This is a genomic window from Sphingomonas sp. JUb134 (assembly GCF_004341505.2).
Classification (GTDB): domain Bacteria; phylum Pseudomonadota; class Alphaproteobacteria; order Sphingomonadales; family Sphingomonadaceae; genus Sphingomonas.
Genome location: NZ_SLYP02000001.1, coordinates 2,729,427 through 2,743,181 on the forward strand (window position 1 = coordinate 2,729,427; position 13,755 = coordinate 2,743,181).

Here is a 13,755-nt window from a genome sequence, read left to right on the forward strand (position 1 = left end):
CGGGAAGCGGCGTCGCACTGACTCGCCGACGGCCGTTCGCGCCCGCCGGCTCCTTGCCGTTGGAGATCCCATGGACCGCGAAACCCGTCTCAAGCGCCTGCGCTTCCGCGCCTGGCACCGCGGCACCAAGGAAGCCGACCTGATGATCGGCGGCTTCTTCGACGCGCACGGGCAAGGCTGGAACGACGAAGAGATCGCGTGGTTCGAAACCTTCCTGGAGGAGCAGGACGTCGACATCATGGCCTGGGCGATGGGAACCCAGCCGGTGCCGCCGCAGTTCGAGGGCACCGTGATGGCGGCGCTCAAGACCCTGAACTACGTGCCGATCGCGCGCTGATCCCTTTCTGAACGGACCGCCCCGCCGCCTATGCCCGATCTCCAGACCATCCTGTCCGCCAGCCGCCCGCTCACGCTTTCGGGCGTGCCGGCGGGGTTCCTGCCCAGCCTGCTCGCCGATCTGGCGCGGGGAAGCGCCGGCGGGGTGGTCTATGTGGCCCCGGACGAGGCGGCGATGCGGGCGGTGGCGGCGACTGCGCCCTTCTTCGCGCCCGAGCTGGAGGTACTGAGCTTCCCGGCGTGGGACTGCCTCCCCTACGACCGCGCCTCCCCGACGCTGCGCGCCATGTCCGAGCGGCTGGCCACGCTCCACGCGCTTCAGACCCCGGCCAAGGCGCCGCGCCTGCTGGTGACCACCGTCAACGCCGTCACCCAGCGGGTGCTGACCCCGTTCCGCATCCGCCAGCTGGTGGCGCGGCTGGCGCCGGGCGAGCGCATCTCCCTCGATCGCCTGGCCGAGCTGCTCCAGGGCAACGGCTATGTCCGGGTCGAGACCGTCCACGACGCCGGCGAGTTCGCGGTACGCGGCGGGCTGGTCGACCTCTTTCCCTCGGGCTCCGAACAGGGGCTGCGGCTCGACTTCTTCGGCGACGAGATCGAAAGCGTCCGCACCTTCGATCCCGCCGACCAGCGCACCAGCGGCCGCATCGACGGCTTCACCCTGCTCCCCGCGTCCGAAGCGCTGCTCGACGAGGAAAGCGTCAAGCGCTTCCGCGCGCGGTATCGCGAGACGTTCGGCGCGACCGCGACCGGCGACCCGCTCTACCAGGCGATCTCCGACGGGCGCCGCCTTTCGGGCATGGAGCATTGGCTGCCGCTGTTCGAGGAGCGGCTGGAGACGCTGTTCGAGCACCTGCCCGTTGACGCGGTGATCGTGCGCGACGCAGGTACACCCGGCGCCGCCGAGGCACGGTTCGAGGGCATCACCGACTATCACGCCAACCGCGCCCGCGCGCAGTCGGCCGATCCCGGCAGCTACCGCCCGCTGCTCCCCAACCAGCTCTACCTGAATGCCGAGGAATGGACGCGGCGGCTGGACGAGGCGGCGGCGCATCAAGTCACGCCGTTCCACGAGCCGGAGAGCGCGACCGTGCTCGACTTCGGCGTCGACGGCCCGCGCGACTTCGCGCCCGAACGCACCGCCGGCAACAACGTCTATGAGGCGGTGGTCGCGCACCTCGCCAAGCTCAAGCGCGAGGGCCGCAAGGCGATCCTCGCCAGCTATTCGCCGGGTGCGCGCGAGCGGCTGACCGGGCTGCTCGCGGACCATGGCCTCAAGGGTGCGATCGCCGCCGACGGCTGGCAGGAGGCGCTGGGGGCGGCCGAGCGCGGACCGACGCTGATCGTCCTCCCCCTCGACCACGGCTTCACGGCGCCCAACGTGGCGGTGCTGACCGAGCAGGACATGCTCGGCGACCGGCTGGTCCGGCGGGCCAAGCGCCGCAAGAACACCGACGCGTTCCTGCAGGAGCTGGCGACGCTCTCGCCCGGCGACCTGGTGGTGCATACCGAGCACGGCATCGGCCGCTACGAAGGGCTGACCCAGATCCCGGTCTCGCGCGCGCCGCACGACTGCGTGGCGCTGAGCTACGCCGGCGGCGACAAGCTCTACGTGCCGGTCGAGAACCTGGAGGTCCTCTCCCGCTACGGATCGGGCGAGGAAGGCGCGACGCTCGACAAGCTGGGCGGCGAGGCGTGGCAGCGGCGCAAGAGCCGCATGAAGGAGCGCATCCAGGCGATCGCGGGCGAGCTGATCGCCACCGCCGCCAAACGTGCGCTGCGCCCGGCCGAAGTCGCCGAGCCCGACCACAGCGGCTATCCCGCCTTCGTCGACCGTTTCCCGTACCAGGAGACCGAGGACCAGGATCGCGCGATCGGCGACGTGCTGGACGATCTCGCCGCCGGCACGCCGATGGACCGGCTGGTCGTCGGCGACGTCGGCTTCGGCAAGACCGAGGTGGCGTTGCGCGCCGCCTTCGTGGCGGCGATGGCCGGCATGCAGGTGGCCGTGGTCTGTCCCACCACGCTGCTCGCGCGCCAGCACCACATGAACTTCACCCAGCGGTTCGAGGGCTTCCCGATCAACGTCGGCCGCCTCTCCCGCTTGGTGCCCGCGGCCGAGGCAAAGCGGGTCAAGGAAGGGCTCGCCGACGGCACGATCGACGTGATCGTCGGGACGCATGCGGTGCTCGCCAAGACCATCGACTTTAAACGGCTCGGCCTCGTCATCGTCGACGAGGAGCAGCGCTTCGGCGTGACGCACAAGGAACGGCTGAAGGCGCTCAAGGCCGACGTCCACATGCTGACGCTGACCGCCACGCCGATCCCGCGCACGCTGCAGATGGCGATGTCGGGCCTGCGCGAGCTGTCGGTGATCCAGACCCCGCCGGTCGATCGCCTGGCGGTGCGCACCTATGTGATGCCCTGGGATCCGGTGGTGATCCGCGAGGCGTTGCTGCGCGAGCATTATCGCGGCGGCCAGGCCTATTTCGTGACGCCGCGCATCGCCGACCTGCCGGACATCGAGAAGTTCCTGGCGCAGGATGTGCCGGAGATCCGCTACGTCGTCGCCCACGGCCAGATGAGCCCGAGCGAGGTCGAGGAGCGCATGTCCGCCTTCTACGACAAGCGCTACGACGTGCTGGTGTCGACCACCATCGTCGAAAGCGGGCTCGACATTCCGTCCGCCAACACGCTCGTCATCAACCGCGCCGACAAGTTCGGCCTGGCCCAGCTCTACCAGCTGCGCGGGCGCGTCGGCCGGGCCAAGACGCGCGCGTACGCCTATATGAACACCGCGCCCGAGCGGCAGATGACCGAGGCCGCGACCAAGCGGCTGAAGGTGCTGTCCGACCTGGAGTCGCTGGGTGCCGGCTTCCAGCTCGCGAGCCACGACCTCGACATTCGCGGCGCCGGCAATTTGCTGGGCGACGAGCAGTCGGGCCACATCAAGGAAGTGGGCTACGAACTCTACCAGTCGATGCTGGAGGAGGCGATCCTCGATGCCAAGGCCGGCGGCCTGCGCGAGGACAAGCCCAAGGAGTTCTCGCCCTCGATCACCGTCGACGCGCCGATCCTGATCCCGGAGGACTATGTCCCCGACCTCGACCTGCGCATGGGCCTCTACCGCCGCCTCAACGACGTGGACGACCGCACCGGCATCGACGCCTTCGCCGCCGAGCTCATCGACCGGTTCGGCAAGCTGCCCGAGGCGACCGAGAACCTGTTGAAGCTGATCGAGACCAAGCTCAACGCCAAGCGCGCCTGCATCGCCAAGATCGACGTCGGCGCCCGCGGCGCGATCGTGACGTTCCACGAGGACAATTTCCCCAACGTCCCCAACCTCCTCGCCTATGTCGACCGCCTGGGCGGCGCGGCGAAGCTGCGGCCGGACATGAAGCTCGCCATCTCCCGCGCCTGGCCCGACCCGCGCAGCCGGCTCCACGGGGCGCTGCAACTGTCGCGGGGGCTGGCGAAGGCAGCGGGGTAAAGGTGCCGCCGCTGCAAATCGCTTGCGCACCGATTTGACTGGCTCCTATCCTCGCCAGACGAGACATTCTCGGGGGGGATAATGGAAGTCTGGAAGACGAGCGCGATGCGCTCTTGGCTGCTCGCGGGCGGTGCCGTCGCGGGTGCGCTGATGCTGAGTGCTTGCGGCAATGATGATTCCGCGCCGCCGGCACCACCACCCGCCAACAAGGCGCCTGCGTTCACCTCGGCGGCAACCGCGAACGTCGTCGAAAACAGCTCCGACTTCACCTACACGGCGGCAGCGACGGATCCGGAAGGAAGCGCACTCACCTTCACGATCTCGGGCGGGGCCGATGCCGCCGCGTTCGTCCTGTCGGGAGCCACGCTGAAGTTCGTCGCCGTGCCGAACTACGACCTGCCGGCCGATGCGAACGCCGACCATGTCTATGAAGTGCAGCTCCAGGTCAGCGACGGGCAGGCCCGCACGACCCTCGACCTGCGGGTCAGCGTCACGAACAGCAAGGAAGGCATCGCACTCACACGCGTGGCTACAGGCTTCGTGGATCCCGTCGCCATCGTTCCAGTTCCCGGTAGTACATCGCTATTCGTCGCTGAACGCGGCGGCGCTATCTACACGCTGGATCCGGCGACTGGCCAGAAGACGCTTTTCCTGACGCTCTCCGTTGACACCGAAGGCGAGCGCGGTCTCCAGGCGATTGCAGTCTCGCCAAATTACGCGAGCGATGGACGCTTTTACGCCGTGTTCAGCGGGTGGGAGGGACGTGTCTTGATCACCGCCTGTCGCCGTCAAGGGACGTTCCTCTCACCGTCCTGCGGCGAGGCCGTCCTTTCGGTAGCAGCCGAGGTACACGAGCCGACCAACAACTATGCCGCTTCCACGGCGTTTGGGCCGGACGGAAAGCTCTATGTCGTCACCTCCGACGGAGGCGGCAGGCGCGATCCCGCTGGAACTGCACAAAGCGACACCTCCATTCTCGGGAAGCTTCTTCGGGTCGATAACAACCCCGACCCATACGCTGGGGCCTCGCCCAAGTACTACGTTGCCACCAGGATCGCGAAGGGCTTCCGCAATCCTCGTGGCGCCAGCTTCACCAGCGGCCTGCTCCTCGTGGCGGATCGGGGCGAAACCGGAAAGGAAGAGATCAATCTCGTCTCGACCGCAAACGCCGGCAACTACGGCTGGCCCGCGAAGGAGGGCACGAGCGTAGTCCTCCCGCCGGCTCCCAAGGACGCGATCGATCCGGTGATCGAGTACACGCGGCCTGAGGGCGGCGGGGTCGTCGGCGGCTACGTATATCGCGGGTCCGTCGCCTCGCTCCGGGATCAATATGTCTTTGCGGACAAGAGCGGGATCGTGTTCTCGGTCCCGCGATCGAAGATTGTTGCCGGAATCACGCTCGGGGCAGCGGCGCTGGAACGCCGTACGGCGGACTTTGCACCGGACCAGGGTACCCTTGGCCACCCCGCCCTCTTCGGTGAGGACCTGCAGGGCGAACTGTACGTAGTCGATGCTGGCGGTGACGTATTCCGCGTGCGGCAGGCCGATTAGCAGAGTCTCGCACCCACCTCGGACAGCTCTCCGAGGTGGGTGCGGGATCGAGCTCTATTTGACCGGCCCAATGCTCAGCCCGCGGCGGTAGTTCATCGTCACCGCCACGCGATTCTCGCCCGAGCGCACCGGGATCACCACCTTGGCGAAGTCCGGCTCCAGGCGCATCAGCGACAGCTTGGGGTCGCGGGAGAAGCCGCCGCCGTCGTTCCAGTCGGACTTGCCGTTGCCGTTCGCGTCGTGGCGGACCGCCACCGCATAATCGCCGGCGCGCGGCACGGCGATGCAGATGGTCGCGCCCTCGCGCGCGGGTGCCTCGACGCGGCCGAGCCAGCGGCCCTTCTTCAGGAAGCCGGCGCCGTCGTAGAGCTGGACACGGACCTTGCCGGTGCTGTTCTTGAGGCCGCGCACCGTCACCATCAGCCAGGTCTGCGTCGCAGCGGTGCAGGCGCCCGGATCGGCAGCCTGTGCGGACGCAGGGGCGGCGGCCAGCAGCGCCCCGCCGAGCAGCGTCGCGATTGTCGCGTTCATCTTTTCAAATCTCCGTTCTTGCAGCCGCGGCCCCCCTATCCGCAGCCCCCAAAGCAGAAACGGGCGCCGTTGCGGGCGCCCGTTTCGTGGTTCTGGCTAGGGCGCGCCGCCGATCAGGCGGCGTCTCCCGCCTTCTGCTTTTCCGCATAGACGCGGACCGGTTCCTTGCGGCCCTCGATCACGTCCTTGTCGACCACCACCTCGTCGACCCCGTCCATTCCGGGCAGGTCGAACATGGTGTCGAGCAGGATGCCCTCCAGGATCGAGCGCAGGCCACGGGCGCCGGTCTTGCGATCGATCGCCTTCTTCGACACCGCGACCAGCGCGTCGTCGTTGAAGCCCAGGCGCACGCCCTCCATGTCGAACAGCTTCTGGTACTGCTTGACCAGGGCGTTCTTCGGCTCGGTCAGGATCTTGACCAGCGCGTCGATGTCCAGGTCCTCGAGCGTCGCGATCACCGGCAGACGGCCGACGAACTCGGGGATCAGGCCGAACTTGAGCAGATCCTCCGGCTCGGTCTGGCGCAGCACCTCACCCGTGCGGCGCTCCTCGGGAGCGGCCACATAGGCGCCGAAGCCGATCGACTTGCCCTGCAGGCGGTCGCCGATGATCTTCTCCAGGCCCGAGAACGCGCCACCGCAGATGAACAGGATGTTGGTCGTGTCCACCTGCAGGAACTCCTGCTGCGGATGCTTGCGGCCACCCTGCGGCGGAACGGACGCGGTGGTCCCTTCCATCAGCTTGAGCAGCGCCTGCTGCACGCCCTCACCCGACACGTCGCGCGTGATCGACGGGTTCTCGGCCTTGCGGCTGATCTTGTCGATCTCGTCGATGTAGACGATGCCGCGCTGCGCCCGCTCGACGTTGTAGTCGGATGCCTGAAGCAGCTTCAGGATGATATTCTCGACGTCCTCGCCGACATAGCCGGCTTCGGTCAGCGTCGTCGCGTCCGCCATGGTGAACGGAACGTCCAGGATGCGCGCCAGCGTCTGGGCGAGCAGCGTCTTGCCGCAACCGGTCGGGCCGACGAGCAGGATGTTCGACTTCGCCAGCTCGACGTCGGCGCCCTTCTGGCCGTGGTTCAGGCGCTTGTAGTGGTTGTGGACGGCCACCGACAGCACGCGCTTGGCCTGCTTCTGCCCGATGACATAGTCGTCCAGCACATCGCAGATCTCCTGCGGCGTGGGGACGCCCCCGTCCTTCTTCGACACCAGCGCGGACTTGGTCTCCTCGCGGATGATGTCGTTGCACAGCTCCACGCACTCATCGCAGATGAACACGGTGGGGCCGGCGATGAGCTTGCGCACCTCATGCTGCGACTTGCCGCAGAAGGAGCAATAGAGCGTGCTCTTGGAGTCACCGCCGCTGAGCTTGGTCATTCACTTCTCTCCCGCGCACCTAGGCGCGTTACACCGCCCGACAGTCTACACTCGGGCACCGGTCCGGCAATCCATAAAACGCGTTGGTTATCAGGACGTTGCCCGCGCCGCCGGATTCAGGCGCGGGCATGTTCCAGCCGCGGATCAGGCCGCAGGCGCTTCCTCGGTCGGGGTCGGGCGCTTGTCGAACACCTGGTCGACCAGGCCGAACGCCTTGGCTTCGTCCGCCTCCAGGAAGGTATCGCGATCCATCGCCCGCTCGATCTCCTCCAGCGGCTTGCCCGTGTACTTGGCGTACAGGTCGTTCATCCGGCGACGGATGCGCAGGATCTCCTTGGCTTGGATCTCGATGTCCGAAGCCATGCCCTGGGCGCCGCCCGACGGCTGGTGGACCATGATGCGCGCGTTGGTGAGCGCGACGCGCATCCCCGGCTCGCCGCTGGCGAGCAGGAAGCTGCCCATCGATGCCGCCTGGCCGATGCACACCGTGCCGACGCGCGGGCGGATGTACTGCATGGTGTCGTGGATCGCCATGCCGGCGGTCACCACGCCACCCGGCGAGTTGATGTACATCCAGATGTCCTTCTTCGGGTTCTCGGACTCGAGGAAGAGCAGCTGGGCGGTGATGAGCGACGCCATGTGATCCTCGACGCCACCGGTCACGAACACGATCCGCTCACGCAGCAGGCGCGAATAGATGTCGAAGCTGCGCTCGCCGCGGCTCGACTGTTCGATGACGATGGGGACGAGGGCGTCGTGGATGTCCTGCATTGGGTTCCCGCTTGGTAAGGTTCGAAACACAACATCGGCGCTCGGATCGCCCGGCGCAAGGGCCGCGAGGTGCGATCCGCGGCGGGACGTCAGTTGCCGGGGGCCGGATGCGCCAGATAGGCCAGCCGCCGCACCTCCACCCGCCCGCGCACCACCGTGTCGAGGATCAGCCCCGAGAATCCGCACAGGAAGGCGAGGATCATCAGGCCCGTCACCAGGATCGCGGTCGGGAAGCGCGGCACGAGGCCGGTCTGTAGATAGGTGACCACCAGCGGCACCGCCAGCAGCAGCGCGACGGCCGCGAGGAGGAGGCCCACCGCGCCAAAGAACCACAGCGGCCGCTCGAAGCGATAGAGCGTCGCGATCGTCCGCGCGATCCGCCAGCCGTCGCGATAGGTGCTGAGCTTGGAATGCGACCCCTCCGGCCGCGCGAAATAGCAGGTCTCGACCTCCGCGACCGGCATCTTGAGCTCCAGCGCATGGACGCTGATCTCGGTCTCGATCTCGAACCCGCCCGACAGGGAGGGGAAGCTCTTCACGAAGCGGCGCGAGAAGACGCGGTAGCCGGAAAAGATGTCGGTGAAGCTGCGCCCGAACAGGCGGGCGAGAATGCCGGTCATCGCCCGGTTGCCGAAGCGGTGGCCGCGGCGATACGCGGCCTGGTGCTGCTCGACGCGCGAGCCGACGATCATGTCGAGCTGTTCGCCGACCAGCTGCGCCACCATCGCCGGCGCGACGCTGGCGTCATAGGTCGCGTCGCCGTCCGCCATCACATAGACGTCGGCCTCGATGTCGGCGAACATGCGGCGCACGACGGCGCCCTTGCCCTGGATGCGCTCGGAGCGGACCACCGCCCCCGCCTCCCGTGCGACCGCGACCGTCCGATCGCGGCTGTTGTTGTCATAGACATAGATCGTCGCGTCCGGCAGCGCCTCGCGGAACCCCGCCACCGTCTGCGCGATCGCAGCCTCTTCATTGTAGCAGGGCAGCAGGACGGCGATCTTCATGCAGGTTCCGGTAGCGTCTGAACTGCGCCCGCGCCTAGCCCATCCCTCAGACTGGCCGCCAGCAGAAAAGAAGATCGCGGAGAGCGTTGCCGCCAGCCCTGGCCTTGCCGCTTGACAGCCGTGTTGCCGGGTTAATACACCGGTCGGACTCTTGGGGGGAATGAATGCGGCAATATGGACGGGTCGGAGCTGCGCTGGCGGCTCTCTCTTTGGCGGGCGCGGTTGGAGCGGCACCCAGTGCGACACAGGATCGATCGGCCGCATCTGGCCGACCCCGTGCAAACCTTTCCGTTACGGTGGACGTAGAGGCGACCAAGGCGGTCCTGGCAGCTCTCCAGAACCCGGCGTTGACGACGGCGGACGCACTGCGCGTGGCTGCGCTTCCCGGCAACCAGGGACTGATCCGGAAGGCGCGCAACTATGGGCGTCCGGCTTCGAACGAACTGTTCGCAAAGGCCTTGGTCGCCGCGGCCCAAGGGAACGATGCCGAACCCGATCCCGCGAGGTTCCGCTTCGGGCAGGTGCGAAGTCATATCGAACAGATCCGCGCCACGCTGGGCAAGCTGGAGGACCCGCAGTCCAATCTTCTGGATCAGGTCAAAGGCAGGATCGCGGAGTTCACGCCGCCGGATCTGGGCGGACACGTCGTCGGCCACCTGATCGTGGGCGGCACGTCGGGCGGCTTCGCTTTCGGCGATCCGGAGTTCTTCCTAAACCTGGACCGGTTCCCTTCCGCGCCGCTCGCCGCCACGGTGATGCAGCACGAGCTGTTTCACGCCATCCAGGGGATCGCCAAGCAGGCGCGGCCGCTCTCGCCCAAGGCCCAGGCCTGCACGGCTGCGGTGCCGCATAGCAAGGAGCTGGTCCCGCTCTTCGCATCGCTGGAGATGGAGGGCAGCGCCAGCCTGGTCGGCGACGTCGCTGCGATGCCAGCCGGGATCGACGCGGGAAGCGACGAGGCGCGGCAAAGGACGTTGCGCAACATCGGCCTGGTCGATCGAAGCGTCACGCTGCTCGAACTGTCGGTCCATGGCCTGAATACGGACGTCGAGGTCCCGTACGACGACGTCTATGCCCTGGGCTTCTATGGCGACGAAGTGCTCTATGCCTTGGGCTATGTCATGGCGCGCGCGATCGTCGCGGAAGAGGGCAAGGGTGCGATTGCCGAGCTCACCGGGCAGCCGGGTGCACTGTTCGTGCAGCGCTACCGGAAGCTCCGCGGCTACGGCAAGTCGGAAGCCGTCCCGGCCCTTGGCGCCGAGACGCTCCGGTCGGCCGACCGCCTGGCGGCCTGCCTCGCCTAGACCTTTACCGGACGCATTTGACGGTGCTGGGAGACACCGTCCTGCCGTCCTTCGGCGGGACGCCGCACTTCTTTGATCAGGAAACGACAGTGTCGCTGGGGGCGGAGCGCCGTCGCGCCCGCTCTTTGACGGCCCGGGGATCAGAAACGATGAAGACGCTTACATACGGGCTCGGTGCCCCGGGGCTCACCCTGCTGGCTGCGACGTCGCTGCCTGCCGCGCCGGTTCAGAAGGACCAACCCGTCCGCGCGACGGGCAAGGTCCGCGCTTCCCTGGCAGACGGACGATTTGAAGGTCAGGTTTGCGTCGGAGCACGACCCCCGGCGACAGCAAAGACCTTCGTGCTCAATGCCGGACTGAACGTCGCGCGCGTCACGGATGGGAGCGGCAAGCCCGTGAGCTTCACCGGCTGGTTCGATCCAGGGGTCGACGGCGAGGCACGTGTGTATACGTTGGAAGATGCGCCCGCCACGATGTGCGTGTCCTACGTCGGCGCCTTCCCCGTCTATGCCGAGCGCGACGCACCGACCGACTTCAAGGGGCTGATCGCCTTCAACGCAGACAGCGTGCGCGCGTCCGAACAGGCGGTGTGGTTTCCCGCCCCCTTCGACCCTGTGCTGAAAACGCGGGTCGATGTGATGGCTTATGATCTGGAGATCGCCTGCGATGGCTGTCGCTTCCTCTACATGAACGGCAGCGGGGCGACCAAGGGTCCTGTCGCGCAGTTCAGAAGCGAGCTCGCGCGGCCCCTGCTCCTGTTCGGCGGCACGGGGCCGCTCACGCGGACCGGTGGCTTGACGATCCTCAACCAGTCAGTGACGGCGGCACAGCAGGCAGCACTGGCCGATCACTTCTCCAGAATTCGCGGCTTCTACGGCAGCTATCTTGGCCAGCCCATGGCCGACGATCCGACGCTGCTGCGGATGGTGACGCTGAACCAGGTGGACCGGGATCGCAGGGAAAGCTCCTAGGGATTTGCGACTTGGCCGACGATCGCGCTCAGCGGCTCTGTCGGTGCCATCGGGGATGCCCTGCTCGCCGGGGGAGAGAAGGCCGAGATGTACGCAGCGTACCTGTCCCACGAAACAGCACATTACTACTTCGGCACATTGACCCGACCGACCGGCCCCTACGCCTGGCTGCTGCTGGAATCGACCGCGCAGTTCCTGTCGATCAAGGCCCAGCAGGCGATCCTGGGCGAGGACGCAGCGTCCCGCCAGGTTGCGCAGCTTCGAAAAGCGATCGAAAAGCAGCCGCAGACGTTCGTCGCGCTCGACGAGATCACCGCCTCGCCGCAGATCGACGGGGGCTATCGCTATAACTACGCCCCCCTACTGCTGCTCTCGCTCGAGCGGGCGGTCGGCGAGGCCCAGACGCGCATGTTCATGCGGCGATTGTTGTCTGCGCCCCCGATCCATCGGTGGTCCGACATTGCCGAGATTGCCGTCCAGTCGGGGATCAAGCGCGAGACATGGGATCGCTGGCGCGCGGAGTGTGTCGCCGGCGGCACCCGCGCCTGCGTGGGCACGGGGACCGCCGCCCTTTAGCGCCCGGGTGCGTCGCGCCCGAGCATGCGACGGGTTGGAGAGCGAAGCCACTCCCGTGCGACGGCCCCGCGTCCGGTCGAAGAGGTGCACGCCAAAAGAAAAGGGCTGCAGGTCCGTTGCGACCTGCAGCCCTTTTTCGATCCGGTCGGACGCGCGCTTAGGCGGCGTCGTCGGCCTTCTTCTTGGCGGCCTTCTTCTTCGGTGCGGTCTCGCCGCCCTCGTCCGAAGCGCCTTCTTCCTTGGCAGCCTTCTTGGTCGCAGCCTTCTTCTTCGGCGCGGCGGGTGCTGCCTCGGCGTCGGCGGCGGCCGGCTCGATGTCGGCGGCTTCGGCCTTCTTGGTCGACTTGCGCTTCGGCTTCACCGGCTCGGCAGCCGCTTCTTCGGTGCCGTGGTCGTGGTCGTGGCCATGCGCGTGGTCATGGTCGTGATCATGGTCATGGTCGTGATCATGGTTGTGGACGTGGGTGCCGCTGGCGAACCCGTCCTCGCTCTCGATCGCGGCTTCCAGCTCCTCGCGGGTCACTTCGCGGTCGGTGATCTCGGCCTTGTCGAACAGGAAGTCGACGACCTTGTCCTCATACAGCGGCGCGCGCAGCTGGGCAGCCGCCATCGGCTCCTGCTGGACGTACTGGATGAAGCGCTCGCGGTCCTGCGGCGAATACTGCTGCGCTGCCTGCAGGATCAGGCGCTGCATTTCCTGCTGGCTCACCTCGACGCCGTTCGCCTGGCCGATCTCCGACAGGAGCAGGCCCAGGCGGACGCGACGGACCGCGATCGCGCGGTAATCCTCGCGCTCGTTCTCCAGCTCGGCCATCGCCGCCTCGGGGTCGGCCTCATGGGTCGCCTCGTGCTGGAGCTGCGCCCAGATCTGGTTGAACTCGGCTTCGACCATCGACGGCGGAACCTCGAAGTCGTGGTCGGCGGCGAGCTGGTCGAGCAGCTTGCGCTTCATGTGGGTGCGGGTCAGGCCGTTCAGTTCCTGGCCGGCCTGGTCCTTCAGGATGCCACGCAGCTGCTCCAGGCTTTCCAGGCCCAGCGCCTTGGCGAACTCGTCGTCGGCGACGGTCTCGCCGGCCGGCACGCGCACGTCGGTGACCTTGAGGTCGAAGGTCGCCGGCTTGCCCTTCAGCGTGTCGACGCCATAATCCTCGGGGAAGGTGACCTCGATGGTCTTCTCGTCACCCTTCTTGATGCCGACGAGCTGGTCCTCGAAGCCCGGGATCAGGCGGCCCGAGCCGATCTCGATCGACATGCCCTCGCCGGTGCCGCCCTCGAAGGCGACGCCGTCGACCTTGCCGGCGAAGTCCATGACGACCAGGTCGCCGGTGGCGGCCTCATGGCCTTCCGGCGCATCTTCGTGGCGCTTGTTCTGGCTGGCGAGCTGCTGGATGCGCTCGTCGATGGCCGATTCGTCGGCCGGAACGGTCAGACGCTCGAGCTTGATGCCCTCGATGGCGGGCGCCGGCACGTCCGGGAGCACTTCCAGCTCGACCTTGACGATTGCGTCCTTGCCCGGCTCGAAGCCCTCGTCCAGCGACACCTGCGGCTGAAGCGCGGGGCGCAGCTTCTGCTCGGAAAGCAGCGTCTGCACGCCTTCCTGGATCGAGGTGTTGAGCGCTTCCTGCGTCAGCGCCGGGCCGTGCATCTTGCGCACCAGGTTCGCGGGAACCTTGCCGGGACGGAAGCCGGGCATGCGGATCTGCGGCGACACGCGCTTCACCTCGGCATCGACCTTGGCGTCGATTTCGGCCGCGGTGATGGTGAGCGTGTAGGCCCGCTTCAAACCCTCGTTCAACGTCTCGACAGTCTGCATTCTCGACAGCTTTCGTCCAATAGGAT

General features: G+C 67.3%; 11 protein-coding genes. 6 read left to right on the forward strand and 5 right to left on the reverse strand.

The window, feature by feature from the left end; genetic code table 11:
* Window positions 1–70 precede the first annotated feature (70 nt).
* The 3 genes from EDF69_RS12640 (at window position 71) to EDF69_RS12650 (ending at window position 5,377) form a co-directional block, all read left to right on the forward strand.
* Window positions 71–337, forward strand: coding sequence for an FAD assembly factor SdhE (locus EDF69_RS12640; RefSeq protein WP_132884110.1), 267 nt, complete (start codon window positions 71–73; stop codon window positions 335–337).
* Between the two features lie 30 nt (window positions 338–367).
* Complete coding sequence (mfd, locus tag EDF69_RS12645; RefSeq protein WP_132884112.1) at window positions 368–3,826, forward strand: transcription-repair coupling factor; 3,459 nt, start codon at window positions 368–370, stop codon at window positions 3,824–3,826.
* An 81-nt stretch (window positions 3,827–3,907) separates the two neighbouring features.
* On the forward strand, window positions 3,908–5,377 hold the full coding sequence (locus EDF69_RS12650) for a PQQ-dependent sugar dehydrogenase (RefSeq protein ID WP_132884114.1): 1,470 nt from the start codon (window positions 3,908–3,910) through the stop codon (window positions 5,375–5,377).
* Window positions 5,378–5,431: 54 nt separating this feature from the next.
* Here the strand turns inward: EDF69_RS12650 and EDF69_RS12655 are convergent, their stop codons facing one another.
* The 4 genes from EDF69_RS12655 to EDF69_RS12670 form a co-directional block, all read right to left on the reverse strand.
* Window positions 5,432–5,908, reverse strand: coding sequence for a DUF2141 domain-containing protein (locus EDF69_RS12655; RefSeq protein ID WP_132884115.1), 477 nt, complete (start codon window positions 5,906–5,908; stop codon window positions 5,432–5,434).
* Between the two features lie 113 nt (window positions 5,909–6,021).
* On the reverse strand, window positions 6,022–7,287 hold the full coding sequence (gene clpX, locus EDF69_RS12660) for an ATP-dependent Clp protease ATP-binding subunit ClpX (RefSeq protein ID WP_125960446.1): 1,266 nt from the start codon (window positions 7,285–7,287) through the stop codon (window positions 6,022–6,024).
* Window positions 7,288–7,431: 144 nt separating this feature from the next.
* Entirely contained in the window at window positions 7,432–8,058 is a 627-nt protein-coding gene (locus tag EDF69_RS12665) for an ATP-dependent Clp protease proteolytic subunit (RefSeq protein ID WP_132884117.1), read from the reverse strand.
* Window positions 8,059–8,147: 89 nt separating this feature from the next.
* A complete protein-coding gene (locus EDF69_RS12670; RefSeq protein ID WP_132884118.1) occupies window positions 8,148–9,065 on the reverse strand; it encodes a glycosyltransferase family 2 protein in 918 nt (305 codons plus the stop codon).
* Between the two features lie 296 nt (window positions 9,066–9,361).
* Between EDF69_RS12670 and EDF69_RS12675 the strand changes: the two genes are divergently transcribed.
* From EDF69_RS12675 to EDF69_RS12685, 3 genes are all read left to right on the forward strand, one after another.
* Window positions 9,362–10,369 carry a DUF5700 domain-containing putative Zn-dependent protease gene (locus EDF69_RS12675; protein WP_132884119.1) on the forward strand — a complete coding sequence of 336 codons (1,008 nt, stop codon included), beginning with the start codon at window positions 9,362–9,364 and terminating at the stop codon, window positions 10,367–10,369.
* A 17-nt stretch (window positions 10,370–10,386) separates the two neighbouring features.
* Window positions 10,387–11,340 carry a hypothetical protein gene (locus tag EDF69_RS12680; protein ID WP_132884120.1) on the forward strand — a complete coding sequence of 318 codons (954 nt, stop codon included), beginning with the start codon at window positions 10,387–10,389 and terminating at the stop codon, window positions 11,338–11,340.
* Between the two features lie 87 nt (window positions 11,341–11,427).
* Window positions 11,428–11,916: a M1 family metallopeptidase gene (locus EDF69_RS12685; RefSeq protein ID WP_165890060.1), complete on the forward strand. Its 489-nt coding sequence runs from the start codon at window positions 11,428–11,430 to the stop codon at window positions 11,914–11,916.
* 157 nt (window positions 11,917–12,073) lie between these two features.
* Here EDF69_RS12685 and tig read toward each other — a convergent pair whose 3' ends face one another.
* Window positions 12,074–13,729, reverse strand: a complete 1,656-nt coding sequence (gene tig / locus EDF69_RS12690) for a trigger factor (protein ID WP_132884122.1) — start codon at window positions 13,727–13,729, stop codon at window positions 12,074–12,076.
* Between the last annotated feature and the right edge of the window lie 26 nt (window positions 13,730–13,755).